Origin of the sequence: Sphaerisporangium sp. NPDC049003, assembly GCF_043197795.1 — a bacterium.
In the GTDB taxonomy this organism is placed as follows: Bacteria; Actinomycetota; Actinomycetes; order Streptosporangiales; family Streptosporangiaceae; genus Sphaerisporangium.
In genome coordinates this window covers 145,488-161,222 of the sequence record NZ_JBICTU010000015.1, presented here as the reverse complement: position 1 = coordinate 161,222, position 15,735 = coordinate 145,488, and the positions used below count along the sequence as shown (strand labels likewise).

12 protein-coding genes are annotated in these 15,735 nt (G+C 71.2%); 8 read left to right on the top strand and 4 right to left on the bottom strand.

Going from position 1 to position 15,735, the window contains the following annotated elements; translation table 11 throughout:
- Window positions 1-27 precede the first annotated feature (27 nt).
- Complete coding sequence (locus tag ACGFIV_RS18455; protein WP_358553286.1) at window positions 28-756, top strand: hypothetical protein; 729 nt, start codon at window positions 28-30, stop codon at window positions 754-756.
- Between the two features lie 11 nt (window positions 757-767).
- A complete protein-coding gene (locus ACGFIV_RS18450; protein ID WP_358553288.1) occupies window positions 768-2,072 on the top strand; it encodes a tetratricopeptide repeat protein in 1,305 nt (434 codons plus the stop codon).
- A 45-nt stretch (window positions 2,073-2,117) separates the two neighbouring features.
- On the opposite strand, the gene ACGFIV_RS18445 is transcribed toward ACGFIV_RS18450, so the two are convergent.
- Entirely contained in the window at window positions 2,118-5,009 is a 2,892-nt protein-coding gene (locus ACGFIV_RS18445; protein ID WP_358553290.1) for a BTAD domain-containing putative transcriptional regulator, read from the bottom strand.
- A 324-nt stretch (window positions 5,010-5,333) separates the two neighbouring features.
- On the opposite strand from ACGFIV_RS18445, the gene ACGFIV_RS18440 reads away from it, so the two are divergent.
- The 3 genes from ACGFIV_RS18440 (at window position 5,334) to ACGFIV_RS18430 (ending at window position 7,765) form a co-directional block, all read left to right on the top strand.
- Window positions 5,334-6,041 (top strand): carbon monoxide dehydrogenase subunit G, encoded by a 708-nt coding sequence (locus ACGFIV_RS18440; protein ID WP_358553292.1) that lies wholly within the window; start codon window positions 5,334-5,336, stop codon window positions 6,039-6,041.
- Window positions 6,042-6,159: 118 nt separating this feature from the next.
- Window positions 6,160-7,062, top strand: coding sequence for a hypothetical protein (locus ACGFIV_RS18435; RefSeq protein WP_358553294.1), 903 nt, complete (start codon window positions 6,160-6,162; stop codon window positions 7,060-7,062).
- A gap of 46 nt (window positions 7,063-7,108) precedes the next feature.
- The gene (locus ACGFIV_RS18430) at window positions 7,109-7,765 is read left to right on the top strand and encodes a DsbA family protein (RefSeq protein ID WP_392836209.1); all 657 of its coding nucleotides are present in this window, start codon (window positions 7,109-7,111) and stop codon (window positions 7,763-7,765) included.
- A gap of 38 nt (window positions 7,766-7,803) precedes the next feature.
- Here ACGFIV_RS18430 and ACGFIV_RS18425 read toward each other — a convergent pair whose 3' ends face one another.
- The gene (locus ACGFIV_RS18425) at window positions 7,804-8,436 is read right to left on the bottom strand and encodes a thymidine kinase (RefSeq protein ID WP_358553326.1); all 633 of its coding nucleotides are present in this window, start codon (window positions 8,434-8,436) and stop codon (window positions 7,804-7,806) included.
- Between the two features lie 219 nt (window positions 8,437-8,655).
- Between ACGFIV_RS18425 and ACGFIV_RS18420 the strand changes: the two genes are divergently transcribed.
- Entirely contained in the window at window positions 8,656-10,812 is a 2,157-nt protein-coding gene (locus ACGFIV_RS18420) for a hydantoinase/oxoprolinase family protein (protein ID WP_392836206.1), read from the top strand.
- Window positions 10,809-12,707 carry a hydantoinase B/oxoprolinase family protein gene (locus ACGFIV_RS18415; RefSeq protein WP_392836203.1) on the top strand — a complete coding sequence of 633 codons (1,899 nt, stop codon included), beginning with the start codon at window positions 10,809-10,811 and terminating at the stop codon, window positions 12,705-12,707. The genes ACGFIV_RS18420 and ACGFIV_RS18415 overlap by 4 nt, the downstream gene beginning before the upstream one ends.
- Before the next feature lie 165 nt (window positions 12,708-12,872).
- Here ACGFIV_RS18415 and ACGFIV_RS18410 read toward each other — a convergent pair whose 3' ends face one another.
- Window positions 12,873-13,328: an ATP-binding protein gene (locus ACGFIV_RS18410; RefSeq protein WP_358553302.1), complete on the bottom strand. Its 456-nt coding sequence runs from the start codon at window positions 13,326-13,328 to the stop codon at window positions 12,873-12,875.
- A 323-nt stretch (window positions 13,329-13,651) separates the two neighbouring features.
- Here ACGFIV_RS18410 and ACGFIV_RS18405 point away from each other — a divergent pair, with 323 nt between their 5' ends.
- The gene (locus ACGFIV_RS18405; RefSeq protein WP_358553304.1) at window positions 13,652-13,996 is read left to right on the top strand and encodes a DUF6247 family protein; all 345 of its coding nucleotides are present in this window, start codon (window positions 13,652-13,654) and stop codon (window positions 13,994-13,996) included.
- Between the two features lie 1,091 nt (window positions 13,997-15,087).
- Here the strand turns inward: ACGFIV_RS18405 and ACGFIV_RS18400 are convergent.
- Window positions 15,088-15,390 (bottom strand): hypothetical protein, encoded by a 303-nt coding sequence (locus ACGFIV_RS18400; protein ID WP_392836198.1) that lies wholly within the window; start codon window positions 15,388-15,390, stop codon window positions 15,088-15,090.
- Window positions 15,391-15,735 lie beyond the last annotated feature (345 nt).

Below are 15,735 nucleotides of genomic sequence, written 5' to 3'. Positions count from 1 at the left end.
TCCCGCCCCGTCCAAAGGAGAGAACCGGTGAACGACCTGAGCGGTGAGGTCCGTCGGCTCTGCATCGCCCTCGACGTCCAGAATCGCGGCCGATGGAACGATCCCGGGCAGGAGGAGCTCCGCCGCCGTCTCGTCGAGGTGATCGCCGAGGCGAGCGGGCAGGCGGGACTCGACCGGCTCTACTTCACCGAGTGGCGCGAGCCCGCCCAGCCGGGGACCGCGACCGTCATGTTCCGGGGGGAGCAGGGCGAGGGGCTGGTGCTGCTGCTGCCGTCGGGGGTGAACGAGGCCCGCGCGATCGCCGGGTTCGCCGGTGAGCTGCGCGTCGCCCTGCGCCAGCACAACCGCCATCTCGGCAGGAACGCGCCCGTACGGCTGCGGCTGCGCGTGGCGTTCCACCAGGGTCCGACGCGGGTGGGCGACGGCGGCTTCACCGGCAGTGCCGTGAACATGGTGTGCCGCCTGCGCGACAGCGACGAGCTGCGGGGGGCGCTCGACGAGCATCCGGACGCCGACCTGGCCGTCATCCTGTCCGCGCAGCTTTTCGAGGACGTCATCGAGCACGAGCACCGCGACCTGAGAAGGCACCTGTTCCGCCGGGTGACCGTGCGTTCCAAGGACGTCGTCACCGAGGCGTGGATCAGCGTGCCGGACGCCGCCCGGGGCGGGCGCGACCTCCCGCCCCGGGTCCGCGTCACCCCCGCGCGGATGAGCGCCGGCCTGACGGGCCCCATCGTCAACATCGACGAGTACTGACGGAAACGGCCATGGACGGCGAGGACGTCGGGAACGGCATGGGACCGCTCATCGCCGTCGCCGGACTGGCCGTCGTACGGGCGCTGCACTCGCACAGGGCGTCGCTCCGGCTCAGGGACGAGCACGGGCGTGAGCCGGCCGAGTGGCAACGGCGCCAGTACGGAGAGGAGCTGAACGCGGCGATCCTGCACCACGCCGACGGCATGCCCGCCGAGGCCCTGCGGCGGTACGGCGCCCTGCTGCGGCTGTCACCGAACGACCCTGTAGCGCTGACGAACGCCGCGCAGATCTGGATCGACCACGGCGTGAGCCTCCAGGACGCGGCGCGGGCGCTCGACCTGGCGGACGCGGTGGTGGTGGATCCGCGCAGGCGTGCCCGCGTGGGGATCCAGCGGGCGCGCCTGCGTCTGTACTTCGGGCGGTACTCCGAGGCGGCGGCCGAGCTGACGGCGTCGGTGGCCGTGTTCCCCGATCCCGGCGTCGATCCGGCGCCCCTCGCCTGGTATCTGCTCGGCACGTGCCTGGCGGAGATGGGGGACGAGCCGGGGGCCCAGCGCGCGTTCCAGACCGTCCTCGCCCACCGGCCCCTGGTGGCCGAGGCGTGGATCTCCCTGGCGCGGGTGCTCGCGGACAGCGACCGCGCCGCCGCCTTCGAACTGCTCGAACACGGGAGCTCCCTCATCGCCCCGCCCGGCCGCGCCTCCCGCGCGGAGCCCGTACAGGGGTCGCTCGCGGAGGTCGTACAGGCGCCGCGCCCCGAGCCCCGGCACGCGCGGCCCGAGGAGCCCGTGGGGGCGGAGGCGCGGGAGGCGGCCGGGGGGCTGCTGGTGGAGGCGGCGCTCATCGCGCTCGACCCGCCCAAGGACCACGACCGGGCACGGGCCTTCCTCCTCAGGGCCGCTCGGCTCTGCCCGGAGAGCCCCTGCCCGCCGTTGAACCTGGCGATGATCGACGAGGAACTGCACGACCTCGACGCCTTCCGGCGGCACATCCGGGAGGCCGTGTCCAAGGTGCGCCCTGCCGACCATCAGCTGATCGCGCGCCTGCTGAGCGGGGCTTTCGCCGGAGCGTACGGAAACGTCACCCTGGCCGCCATGGGAGAGGCGCGCCTCCTCGACGGGGCCGAGCCGCGGCGGCGCCTTGCGGCCTGGGAGCGCCGGCGGACGGCGGAGGAGCGCCCGAGGCCCGGCAACCGCTCCTACAACGGCGTCGCCGCCGGGCACCGCGCGATCGTGTCCGGACCCCGCCGCCCGTACAGCCTCAACGGCGGAACGGCGATGACCCGGAACCCGGAAGAGTCCCCCGGCACCCCGTGAGCGCCACATCGGTTCCGCGCGGGTACTCCGGGCCCGCCCCGGGGGTCAGGAGCGGTCGACGCGGAGTGCCGTCCGGTGCTCCTCGACGCCGGGGGAGCGGACGAGGAGGCGGCGGGCCATCGAGGTGGCGTCCTCCTTGCTGAGGCTCGCCCCCATCGCCGTCGCCTCCTCGAACGCCTCCACCGTGAGGGTGGCGCGCACGACGGCCACGTTGCGCGGGCCGTCGAGCGGGTCCATCAGCTGGGGCGAGTGGCCCACGCGGGAGCCGATGGCCGACACCGCGCCGAGCAGCACGGCGCCCTCCATCGCCCGGCCCGCCATGCCGAGGGCCCCGGCCAGCACGTGGGCGCAGGCCAGCCACAAGGTCATGTCCTCGGTGCGGTCGAGGTACACCACCAGCCGCGCCGCCTCCTGGACGGCCCGGTCGGCCTCGCCGAGGTCCATGGCGACCTTCGCGCCGACCCAGCCGGACGAGCAGTACGCCCAGTCGTGGCCGCACGCCTCGGCGATGTCGGCCGCCTGCAGGAGCTGCCCGGCGGCGAGCGCGGGGTCCCCGGCGACGCGGGTGATCTGCCCGCGCACCATCATGAGCTCCGCCTCCACCCAGGGCAGCCCGGCGGCCCGTACGTGCTTCCACCCCTCCGACAGGGCGAGCTGCGCCTGGCTGGGGTTGCCGCTGAGCTGCAGGAAGTACCCCCTGTAGGGCAGGGCGCGGGCCATGACCTCGATGTCGCCCGCGGCCTCGGCCTGCCGCAGCGCGACCTCGACGTCGTCGTTGCCGGTGATCGGATCCCCGGCGAGGTAGCGGAGCTGCGCCCGTCCGATGAGGGCCTGCCCGCGGCTGGGATGGTCGGGGCCGGCGGAGTCCAGGGCCTTGGTCAGCCACCCGATGCCCTCATGCACGTTCCCGGCGCGGTACCAGTGCCAGGCCAGCGCCGTGGAGATCCGCAGCGCGGAGTCCCCGTCGCCTGCGGTGAGGGCGTGGCCGAGCGCGGTGCGCATGTTGGCCTGCTCGTGCCGGAGCCTGCGCATCCACCGCTCGCCGTCGAACGTCCGCAGCCGGCGGTCGGCGGTCTCGGCCAGCTCTACCGCCCACGCGACGTGCCGGTTCGCCCAGCCGGACCGCTCGTCTCCGGTCAGGGCGCGCATCGCGTACCGCCGGATCGTCTCCAGCATGCGGTAGCGGCGGGGCCCTCCCGCGCCGTCCACGGTGACGAGCGATTTGGAGACCAGCCCGCTCAGCCGGGGCAGCACGGGCGGCCTGTCGTCCAGCCGCTCGGCACCCTCCAGGTCGAACCCGCCCTCGAACACGCTGAGGCAGCCGAGGAGCCGCCGCTCGGGCGGGGTGAGCAGGCTCACGCTCGACTCGATGGCCGCCTCAAGGCTGCGATGGCGCGCGGGAGCGGTCCGCGACCCGCCGGCCAGCAGCGAGAAGCGGTCGTTGAGCCCCTCTTCGATCTGCTGGAGCGACAGGATGCGCGTCTGGGCCGCCGCGAGCTCGATCGCGAGGGGCAGGCCGTCCAGTTCCTGGCAGATCTGGGAGATCAGCTGGCGTTCGGCGTGCCGGGGCCGCCAGCCGGGACGTACGGCTTGGCAGCGTTCCACGAAGAGCTCGACGCCCGCGCCGCCGGGATCCAGCGGCGGCAGATCCCAGGTCGCCTCCCCGGTGATCGACAGCGGCTCCCTGCTCGTGGCCAGCAGCAGCAGGCCGGGGCACCGGGACAGCAGGCTCTCGGCGAGGCCGGCGACGGCGTCGATCAGGTGCTCGCAGTTGTCCAGCACGAGGAGCATCTCGCGGTCGCCGATCGAGGCCGCGAGCTCGTCCGCGCTCTTGGTGATCGCCGTGCCCATCGCCGCGCCGATGGCGCCGGGGAGCAGCGCCTCGTCGGCCACGTCGGCGAGCAGGGCCAGCCACGGCCCTTCGCCCTCCGCCTGGTCCGCGTGCTGGTGGGCGACCTCCAGGGCCATGCGGCTCTTGCCCGTGCCGGCGGCGCCGGTGATCGTCACCAGGCGTTGCGTCGCGAGGAGGCCTTTCACCGTGCTCACCGCGCCCTCGCCTCCGATGAGGCGGGTCAGTGGCGCGGGAAGGCGAGGTCCGGGGGCCTCCCGCTGCTCGGCCGGCTCGGCGAGCGCCACGGTCTCGCGGGGACGCTGCCAATCCAGGCCGGGGTCCTGCTGGAGCACCGCCGCCTCCATGGCGCGCAGGGAGGGGCCCGGATCCACGCCCAGATCGTCGATCAGACGCTCGCGCGCGGTGCGCAGCGCGGCGAGCGCGTCCCCCTGCCGTCCCGTGCGATACAGGGCGAGGGCCAGCAGTTCCCAGGAGCGTTCGGCGAGCGGGTGCTCGCGGACCAGGGGCTCCAGCTCGCCCACGGCCAGGACGGCGGTGCCCACGGCCAGGAGGGCCGCCGCGTGGTCCTGGCGGGCGGCCAGCCGCGCGTTGTCCAGCCGCGCGACCTCGGCCGTGGCCACGTCGCTGTCGCCGAGGTCGACGTACGCGGGCCCGCGCCACAGCCCGAGCGCGGTCGCGAGGCTGTCGGCCGCGGTGGCCGGGTCGTCGACGAGCAGCCGGGCGCCGCGCTCGGCCAGCGCGGCGAAGCGCTCGGCGTCCACCGAATCGGGCCTGACGCGCAGTACGTACCCGGGTCCCTGGCGGTCGAGGATGCCGGTGGGGGACCGCGACGGCCGGTCGGGTTCGAGGGATTTGCGGAGTTTGGTGATATAGGAATACAGGCTCGCCATGACGCTGTTCGGCGCCTGCTCCCCCCAGACCGCCTCGACGATCCGCTCGGCCGTCACCATCTTGCCCTGGGCGATGAGGAGAGTCGCGATGACCGCCTTGACGCGGTTGCCCCCGAGGTCGAGTACCTCCCCGTCGCGGGTCGCGGTGAGCGGCCCCAGGACAGAGAAGTGAAGCCCCGTCGTTTGAGCACTCACGGTGATCCGCCCCCCAGCGTGTCGCCCCCTCCGCAGCTGCGGAACAATTGGCTAGTTATATCCCGAACTCACGGTAAGACGAAGACCGCTCATGAATCTGGGCCGAAGTCGGGACGTTATCGGGATAATGTCCCTGATTGTCCCTGGAATGGCCGTGGTGGCCTTCAAAGGCGGCCGCGTCACGCCGGTGTTAGCGTGATCCCCACGTGAGACGGATGGCAGTGAGCCAGCGAGACCTGACGACGCCCGGCGTCATCGGCGGGCAGAAGTTGCCCTTATCCGCGTCGCGGGTGGGTCTCTAGTCTCTCGGCATCGGAGGTGTCCATGAAGGTCGTTGGCAGTGCCGTGGTCGGAGTCGACCGGGGTCGCGTTTGGGCCGCCCTGCAGGATCCGGCGGTCCTGGTGCGCACCATCCCGGGGTGCGAGCGGCTGGAGGCCACGGGCGGGGACACCTACCGCATGACGGTCAGCGCGGGCGTCGCCTCCATCAAGGGCATCTACCAGGGTGAGGTCGCGCTCTCCGACCCCGAGGAGCCCGAGCGGTTCACGCTGCGCGCGCGGGGCGCCGGAGCCCCCGGCACCGTGGACGCCACCGTGCGCATCACGCTGAGCGAGGTCGATGGCGGCGCGACCCGGGTCGACTACGACGCCGAGGCGGTCGTCGGCGGCATGATCGGCGGGGTCGGCCAGCGCATGCTCGGCTCCGTCGCGAAGAAGACCGCCGGGGAGTTCTTCACCGCGGTCGAGCAGCACCTCCAGGACGGCCTCGCTCCGGCGGTGGTTCCCGGCGGCCTGGCGCCCGTCCCCTCCGCGACCCCGCCCGTCCCCTCCGCGAACGGCGGCAGGAGCCAGGCGGCGGAGCGGCCCGAGGCCGGGCAGGTGTTCGAACGGCCCCGCGGCGAGGCGTCCGAGCGGTCGCGCGGCGGCGCCCCGGTCTGGCCGGTGCTGACGGCCTTCGGCATGGGCGCGGGCATCGCCCTCGGCAGCGCCGTCATCGGATGGCTGCTCGGGCGCACCGGCCGCGGGCGCTAGCGGCCCTGCTTAGATCCTTCGCCTGTTCCCGGCAACGTTCACGCGCGTACGTGACAGGTAGATCCCAGGGTTGTTACGGAACCTCGCGGAAGAGGATCTCCGGGCGTAACGTGGTGATATGCGTGAGTTCCGTGCAGAGGATGCTCGATCGGAGGCCCGGCGACTCATCCACGACCTCCTGGGTGAGGAGCATCCGACCGCTGCGCTGCTGCTGAGCGAGGCCAGAGCCGCGCTCGGCGACGACCGCATGGCGCGCTGTGTGGAGTTGGCGCAGGGCGCCGCGCTCACCAGGCGGTCCTCCGAGCTCGCCGCGATCGCCGGCCTGCTCATCGGCACCGGCGCGCTCGGCACGGGATGGTGGACGGCCGGGCGCGGCGGGAAGATCCCGGCCCCCGACGAGGTACTGGCCGCCAACACCGCCATCGAGCCGTGGACCGACCTCACGGTGCTGGAGATGCTGGCCGCCTGGATCGCCGACGACACCGCCGACGTGGCGTGGGGCGCGCCGGTCGCGTCGGTCGACCTCAACTCCTGGCAGGAGCAGGACCGGATCGACCTCCCCGAGGAGGTCATCCCCGGGCAGCGCCTGGTCGTCTCGTTCGACGCCGGCGGGCGCCTGGACGCCGTGGTGCTGGAGCGGCCCGGCGGTGGGCTCGGGTCGAACCTCGACTTCGCCACGCTGCGTTACTCAGGGCCCGCCGAGGCCCAGTGGAGCTGGGGAGTGGCGGCGGGGCTCGGCCCTCACCCGCTTCCCGGCGAGGACCCCGACCCGTATGCCGTGACCGTCGACCAGCACGCGGCCGAGCGGCTACGTCACTGGGCGCTGCGCCACGGCGCCACGGGCGAGCAGGTCGGTCCGTGGTGGCAGGCGAAGGGCGACGTCATCGCCGCGGTCGAGCGCGTCGACTGGATGTGGCGCAGCGGCGAGTGGTTCGCCTGGTGGCGCGCGACCTCGGCACTGCTCGGCGGCGACCCCGAGCAGCTCGCGGCCCGTATGGACGACATCTCCTCCGCTCCCTGACGGTCGCCCCGGAATGTTCGCCTGATACTTGGGGTTTGAGCATCTTGTGAAGGTTGAGATCTTTTCTGATGTCGTCTGTCCCTGGTGCTACATCGGCCATACGCGCTTCACCCGCGCCGCCGAGCGCTACCGCGAGCAGGGCGGCGAGGTGGAGGTGCGGCTGCGCCCCTTCCAGCTCGCGCCGGACGCGGAGTCCCTCGGGGAGCCGCTCAGCACGTGGATGGAGCGCAGGTTCGGCGGGCCCGACAAGGTGCGGGAGCTCACCGGGCGGGTGACGGGGGTAGCGGCCGAGTCCGGCCTCGACCTGCACATGGACCGGGCCGTCCAGGCGAACTCCTTCGACGCCCACCGGCTCATCCTGGCCGCGACGGAACAGGGCAGGGGCGAGCGGATGGCCCGGCGCCTGTTCCGCGCCTACTTCAGCGACGGCCTGGACATCGGCAGCCGCGAGACCCTCGCCCGGCTCGCCGCCGAGGAGGGGGTCCAGGTGTCCCTGGACGGCGAGGACGGCGCCGAGGAGACCCGCGCGCAGCTCGACCGCGCCCGTGAGCTCGGCATCAGCGGTGTGCCGCTCTTCCTCTTCGAGGGCAAGTACGCCGTCTCGGGCGCGCAACCCGAGGACACGCTGCTCGCCGCCCTGCGGGAGGTCGCCTCCCTCACCGGCCAGGCGCCGCCGGACCAGGGCGACACCCGCTCGGTTTAAGGCTCCTGGCCCGAAGGCTTCTCGCAGGCGAGCGAACGCTAGGCGTGGACCGCGACGCCGAGGTCGCCGGTGCGGTAGTGCCGGCGGCACAGCACGCGGTAGTGCACCTGCGCGCCGTCGGTGTCGGCGATGACAACCTGCTCACCGGTGCGGGCCATGATCCCGTCGACGACGCGGGCGTTGAGCCTGCCCTCGCGCCCGCACCAGCAGAGCACCTCGACCTGCAACCGCGACACCTCGTCGGCCAGCTCGAACAGGCGCTGCGCCGCCGGGAACATCCGCGACCGGAAGTCCGAGGCCAGGCCGAACGCGTAGACGTCGACGCCGTGCGCGTCGACCAGGTCGGCGAGCTGCTCGATCTGGGCGACCGTGTAGAAGCACGCCTCGTCGCAGATGAGGTAGTCGACGGGGTCGTGCGCCCGTACGAGCTCCACCAGGTCGAGGTCGTCGAGGACCTCGATGGCTTCGAGCCCGAGCCCTATACGGCTGGTGACCTGAGGTCCGCCCGAACGGTCGTGCTTGGTGAGCACCAGCCCCCGCCTGCCCTGGCGGCCGTGGTTGTAGTTCATCTGCAGCGCCAGCGTGGACTTCCCGCAGTCCATGGGGCCGTGGAAGAACCTCAGAACGCCGTCGCGGTGGGGATGTGCGGGCGCGGCGGATAGGGCGGACATTTCACTCACGGGGCGTCAGCATACAGTTCGGTCGCTCATCCCTCCGGCCGGGTCGACGCGTGACGGAGTAGGAAGACGCCCGGGGCGGCCGACGGTGGCGCCCATGGCCTGCGAGGACGCGGTGACGATGGGGGAAGCGAGATCTGCCTACGGGTGGATGATTCCTTGGCGGTTGTTGCTGATTCCTGAATCCGGAGGGGTTCAGTAGACACTGAAGGCATGCGCAGCGTCCGAATCGGCGTCGACACCGGGGGCACGTTCACCGACGTGGTCGCGGTGGACGAGCAGACCGGTGAGATCATCACGACCAAGACCCCCTCCACTCCGGCCAACCCCGCCGACGGGTTCATGAACGGCGTGCACAAGGTCCTGGCCGGCAGGAGCCTGTCGGAGGTCGGCGGCATCGTGCACGGCACGACCGTGGCGACCAACCAGTTGCTCGAAGACCGCCCGGTCGACCTGGGCTTCGTCACCACCGAGGGCTTCGAGTTCATCCTGGAGATAGCCCGGCAGAGCGTGCCGGACGGCTACGGGAACTCATACTTCTGGGTCAAGCCGCCGCGCATCGTGCCCGTACACCGGGTGAGGACCGTCGGCGGGCGGCTCGACCACCTCGGCGAGGAGGTGCGGCCGTTCGACGAGGAGGAGGCCGTGCGGGTGGCACGGTGGTTCCGCGACCGCGGCGTCACCGCGCTCGGCGTGTGCTTCCTGCACTCGTACGCCAACCCCGCGCACGAGCGGCGCATGCGCGACGTGCTGGAGCGGGAGCATCCCGACGCGGTCGTGTCCCTGTCGAGCGACGTGCTCCGCGAGTACCGCGAGTACGAGCGCTCGGTCACGACCCTGGTCGACGCGGCGGTCAAGCCCACCATGCGGCGCTACATCGCGAACCTGTCCTCGCGCCTCGGCATGCCGTTCTCGGTGATGAAGAGCAACGGCGGGGTGCTGTCGGCGACGGAGGTGGTCCACCAGCCGATCACGACGGTGCTGTCGGGCCCGGCGGCGGGCGCGCTGGGCGCCGCGCTCATCGCGGGCACGGGCGGGCACCCTTCGGTCATCACCCTCGACGGCGGCGGCACCTCGACGGACGTCGCGGTCGTGGTCGACGGCGAGCCCACCCTCACCACCGAGGGCTCCATCGGCCGCTACCCGTGCAAGATCCCGATGATCGACATCGTGACCGTCGGCGCGGGCGGCGGCTCCATCGCGTGGATCTCCCCCGAGGGCACACTGAAGGTCGGGCCGAAGTCGGCCGGAGCCGACCCGGGCCCCATCTGCTACGCCAAGGGCGGCACCGAGGTGACGGTCACCGACGCGCACGTCTTCCTCGGCCGCGTGCCGCCCCACCTGCTCGGCGGCGAGATCCCCCTGGACGCGGACGCGGCCAGGGCCGGCATCGAGGCGCTCGCGGGCAAGCTCGGCCTGTCGCCCGAGCGCACGGCCGTCGGCGTCCTTGAGATCAGCGCCTTCAACCAGTCGAACGCCATCAGGCAGATCACCGTCAAGCGCGGGCTCGACGTGCGGGACTTCCCGATGGTGGCCTTCGGCGGCTCGGGGCCGCTGCTGGTCTGCCGTCTGATCGACATCCTGTCCGTCCCGGCGGTCGTCGTGCCGCCCAACCCCGGCAACGTGTCGGCGTTCGGGCTGCTCACGGTGGACGTGAAGAACGACTACGTCCGCACGCACGTCACCCGCGACTTCTCCCTGGACACGGCGGCGGGCATCCTCGGCGAGCTGGAGGCCCAGGCCGCCGCCACGCTCGACCGCGAGGGCTTCCCCGGCGACCGGCACGTCTACGCGCGCAGCGCCGACCTGCGCTACTACGGCCAGGCGTACGAGGTGCGCGTGCCCGCCCCCGCCGGTCCGGTAGACGAGGCGTGGCGCGCGGAGGTGCTCGACCGGTTCCACGAGGCCCACCACAAGCTCTACGGGTACGGCTACCGCGACGATCCCCGGCACGCCGTCGAATGGGTCAACCTGCGGGTCTCCGGCATCGGCCCCATCACCCGCCCGGCCATCCCCGAGCTCCCCGACCTCCGCGCGCTTCCCGAGTCCCACGGGCTTCCCGAGCTCCGCGCGCTTCCCGAGTCCCGCGGGCTTCCCGCGGCCGGTGACGCGGTGAGCGTGCCCCCCGCTGACCGGCTGGTGTACTTCGACGAGGACCCGGACTCGCCGCTCCAGGAGAACGGCTGGTGGACCGCGCCCGTCCACCGGCGCGGCGACCTGCGCCGCGGTGACGTCGTCACCGGGCCCGCGGTGATCGAGGAGTATGGCTCGACGCTGCCCCTGCATCCGGGCTTCACCGCCGAGGTGGACCGGCACGCCAACCTCGTGGTCCGCCGGACCACCGCGCACAAGGACGGAGCGGGCGAGTGACAACGGTTGACCCGGTGCTGGTCGAGATCGTCGAAGGGACGCTCGCGTCGGTGGAGATGGAGGTCGAGACGGCGATCGCCCGCACGGCCCGCTCCCCGATGATCCGTGACGCGCACGACTTCCGGGCGGGAATCCACGACGTACGGCTGCGCAAGCTGACCGGCCGCTCGTACTCCGCCCTCGTCCAGCCGATCGTGCGCGACTTCCCGGTATCCGAGATGAACCCCGGTGACGTCTTCTTCCACAACGACGTCTACCTGTCCGAGGGCGGCATCGGCCACCTCCCTGACCTGTGCGTCACCGTGCCGGTGTTCCACGACGGCGAGGTGGTCGCGTTCGTGCAGGCGTTCGGCCACCACGACGACATCGGCGGGGCCGTGCCCGGCTCGATGCCCTCCCACGCGCGCAGCGCCTTCGAGGAGGGGCTGATGGTCCCCCCGATCAAGCTGTGGGACCGCGGCGAGCCCAACCGCGCCGCCCTGACCATCATGACCCGCAACTCCCGCATGCCCGACTCCCTGGCCGGGGACCTCGACGCCGAGTGCTCGGCCTGCCTGATGGGAGCCCGCCGCCTCGGCGAGCTGTTCGGCCGGTACGGAAGGGCCGCGGTCGAGGCGTGCTTCGACGCGATCATCTCCAATACCACCGAGACGTTCCGCCGCGAGCTGCTCGCCAAGATCCCCGAGGGGGTCCACGTCTGGGAGGACTACGCCGAGCACGACGGCGTGGACGAGCCGAGACTGCACGCCCAGCGGATCACGCTGACCGTCGACCACGCGGCGGACAAGCCGCTCGTCATCGACTTCACCGGCACCTCGCCGCAGGCCAAGGGCCCGATCAACCACGCCGGCGACTACGCCGACGGGGTGTTCCTGAAGAAGTGGCTGGCGCCGATCCTCCGCAACCTCGCCGACACCCCCGAGCGGATGGCGGAGCTGGACGTCAACGAGGGCGTCGTGCCGCTGATCGAGATGAGGTTCCCCGAGAAGGGGACCCTGCTGACGCCGATCTTCCCGGCGCCGACGAACGCCCGTACCTTCGTCATCCTGCGCCTGCTCGGCGTGCTCGCCGGGGTGCTCGCCAAGGCCACCGGCGGGCGCATGCCCGCCGACCAGGAGACCATCCGCTACACCGGCGTGTACGGGGACGACCACGAGGGCCGGCCGTACCTCATGAGGGAGGTGCTCGGCGGCGGTTCGGGCGGACGCTGGTACGCCGACGGGGAGGACACGATCCACGTCGTCCCCGACTCGCGCAACATCCCCGTGGAGTTCGCCGAGTCGCGCTGGCCCTTCCGGGTGGAGCGGCTCGGGCTCGCCCGCGACTCCGGAGGCCCGGGGCTCTACCGCGGCGGTCTCGGGTACGACAAGCACATCCGCATGCTGCGGGACGCCTCGTTCATGTCCATCGCCGACCGCTCGATCCTCGCGTGCTGGGGAGTGAACGGCGGCAGGGCCGGACGTCCGTTCCTCGTGACCGTCGGCGACCGGGAGATGGAGGGGCTCGTCGACGACTTCCCGGTGAAGGAGGGCGAGATCGTCCGGGTCAGGACCACCGGGGGCGGCGGCTGGGGCTCACCGTACGACCGCGACCCGGCGCTGGTGGCGGCGGACGTCCGCGACGGCAAGGTCTCGGCGAAAGCGGCCCACGACGACTACGGCGTCATCCTGCACGACCCGGGCGACTCCGACGCTTCGGCCGGTTCGGACGCTTCGGCCGGTTCGGCCGGTTCGGCCGGTTCGGCCGGTTCGGGCGGGGAACCTCGGGTCGACCTCGACGCCACGGAGAGGCTCCGCGCGGAGCTCCGTACCGCGCGGCCACCCGCATTCTTCGACCGGGGACCCGGCTACCCGCTCCTGTCCGGCGGCCGCCCACAGGCAGACGTAGACACCTGACGCCACGCCCGCCACAGGCCGACGCCGACACCATGACGCCGCAGGCGGGTGGCGGGCCGCCCCCGACACGTGACGCGGCAGGCCGGTGGCGGGCCGCCACCGACATGTGAAGCGGCAGGCCGGCGGCGGGGTCCGCCCGGCCTCCGCCCCGGGTCCCGTGAACCACTACGGATCGAGGACGAACCAGACGACGCAGCGGGGGCTCTCCTCGCTGAACCCCCACCGGTCCGACAGTGCGCGGATCAGCGCGATCCCGCGTCCCGACTCCACGAGGTCGCCGGGGGAGTGGCGGCAGGTGGAGGGCATGGTCTCCGCGCCGTCGTCGACGACCTCGATCTGTACGCGGCCGTCCTCCTCCATGCGCACCACCGTCCCGATCACCGTGGAACGGGTGTGGACCACCGAGTTGGTCACGGCCTCCGACAGCAGGAGCACCGCGTCGTCACAGCGCGGATGACCGTCGAGGACCTTGCGTATCCACAGCCGCGCCTCACCCACGTTCACCTCCCCGGCCCGGAACACCGCCTTCTCCAGCGACCGGACCCCGGCGCTCAGGCGTCCGCGCCTCGTATCACTGTCCCAGTGCCCCCACAGGCCCGCTCCGGCGTCTTCACCGGGCATCTGCGCTACCTCCATCACTCGCTTGTCGTTCGGCGGTGACGCTAGGAAGCGGAGGAGGTTGCCAGCAGCGTTCCGCTGCGCCGCGAAAGGTCGTGGAACTGTCCCTCCCGTGTCCCTTCCGTGCCGTAGCACGTCAGTCTTCACGGTGTGGGTGGAGCCGGCATCGATTCGTCGGTGGTCAGCTCCCTCCCACAGGCCGACTGAGAGAGTGGGGCGGCAGCTTCCACCTTGGCGGCTTCGGGAGCGATGAGTGGCCACTCGATGTTGCGTAAGGTCCTGCGATTGGCTGGGCCGCGCTAAGTACCTGTTAGTACACTGGCGGCATGAGCGCGCAACCGCACGAGTTCACCCCCGAAGGCCCCCTGCCGGAGAAGAATCTGCGCGCCATCCGCAGAGCGTTGGTCGTGCCGCAGGACCGAGATGGGTTCGACGCGGGTCTTGACGTCGTCTTGGCTGAGGTCCGCGCCAGTTTGGACCTCGGCCGGCTAAGCGAGTTCATCCATACCTGGTGGCTTATCGCGTGCGACTCGATCAAGGATCCGCAGGGTCGTAGAGATCTCTACGAGCGGTCTGCCCGTGTCCAGAAACTGGCTGACGTCGGCAAGCCGCTCCCTCGGGGAGACAAGACGTGGCGCCAACTGCTGGCTGAGCGCGGGGTCGAGCGGTAGGTGTACTCGATCGTTGAGCCCGATCCTGTCGCTCAAGAACAGATCGCGGCCCTCCCCGAGGATGCCATACGGTATCTGGTCGGGGTGCTGGACTTGGTTGAGCTGGAGCCCTGGGCCGGCGGACCGCAAGCGCCCAGCAAGCCCGATGGCAACATGCGGGTCATGCCGTTTGGAGAGCGTGGACTCGTGACCTATCTAGTGTTGGAGCCCCAACGCGAGGTATACATCGTCCGCGTGCAGTGGATGTAGCTTGATCTTTGTTATCCAGTTGAAGATCATATCGAGCTCCAACTGCCCAGGTTCCATGTCTAGGCATGCATAGTGTCCCTCAACCCCTCGCCTGGACCGTGGCTGAGTGATATCTGGGTGATAACGGCCATGGACGAGCCCGGACGCGAGAGATCGCCATGGACGGTATGCCTAGGTCGGGGCGGGTTGCGTCAGTGGTAAAGCTGCTCCAGATTCTCCAGCAAGGTCTGGGTCTGCTGGGTTTCCGGAATGTCCGGGCCGCCTGGGCGAACGACCGCTCCAAGCCCATGGTGTGGGCCATCGACGGTAAGCGATACTCGCCGACCGGCCCTGGTCAGCCCGAGAACGGAGCAAGCGGCGGGCACGACCCGAGTATCGCCAGACGCGAGCCGTATAACTGACAGGGCGGGACGTGATGAGCGCGGTGTTCCTCGGCCATGTGGGCTATCGGCTTGACAGACGCTGCGACGGCCCGGCTACCATGGGTGATGCATGGCCCACTCGGGGTCATGAAGTGGAGCCGGGTTAACCTCCGCAGGTGGTGGCCCGGCTTTCGCGTGTTCGCAGACTACTCGGGCTCGCAGCCGATGTATCGAGCACGGAGTCAAGTCCCCGGCCCGTCATGTCCTCATCGAGTGCCAGCAGTTTGGCCGTGCTGCTCACGATGACGTCCGCCAGCCAGAGCAGTGGCTCCTTCGCATAGGGAGCATGCCGGTACGCGAAGCGCGCCGGTCGTCCTGCCAGCCCGCCAAGAACCTTCCGGTCCTGTCGGTCCTGGCTTGCCTCCCGCTCGGCCACCACGACCTCACGGGCCTGGCGCGGCAGGTCCTGCGCCAGCCACGTCAGGGACGCGCTCGCGCGGCCTCTTTGCGCTTCGGCCGTTCGAAGCGGCAGCCGTACACATGTGCTTCGACCGGAATGGCACCGATCTCCTTGATCAGTGCAGCACGGGTCGGCTCGTCCTCCATCGCCCAGTGCGGCGGGCGCGCGGAGGGAACCAGTGCCGACACATGACGTCTGACGTCGTCCGCGATGCCCGGGTCCGCCACTACGAGACCGATCACGTACAGGCGGGCACCGGTGTGGATCGATTCGTCGATGTATCCGGCCAAAGTCGATGCGGGGGGGATGCACGCGGTCATCATCTCGTAACCATCCGGAGCTGGGTTGCTACTTAGGGTGAAATCGACTCTGGCTAATACGGGATGAAGCGGAGCCGCTATCTCAGCCCTTTCACTACGTTCGCCCAGGGCCAGTCGCCGTTTGGGGGTCTGGGCGCCGCGCGGAGTGGCTCCGATGATGTGCCTGGGTCACCCCTGTCTGCCTCGGGGTGTCCGGTGATTTCGTGTACCGGTTTAATTCGGGCCGTTTGCGTAGCTCGGGTCGGGCCGCTGAGGATCACGCGGAGCGGTCCGGTTCGGCGTGACAGGTCATCGGGCTGTCGCCGGTGTGTCTTGTCTGTGTCGTCGTAGGAAAGAAGCTGAACGCGG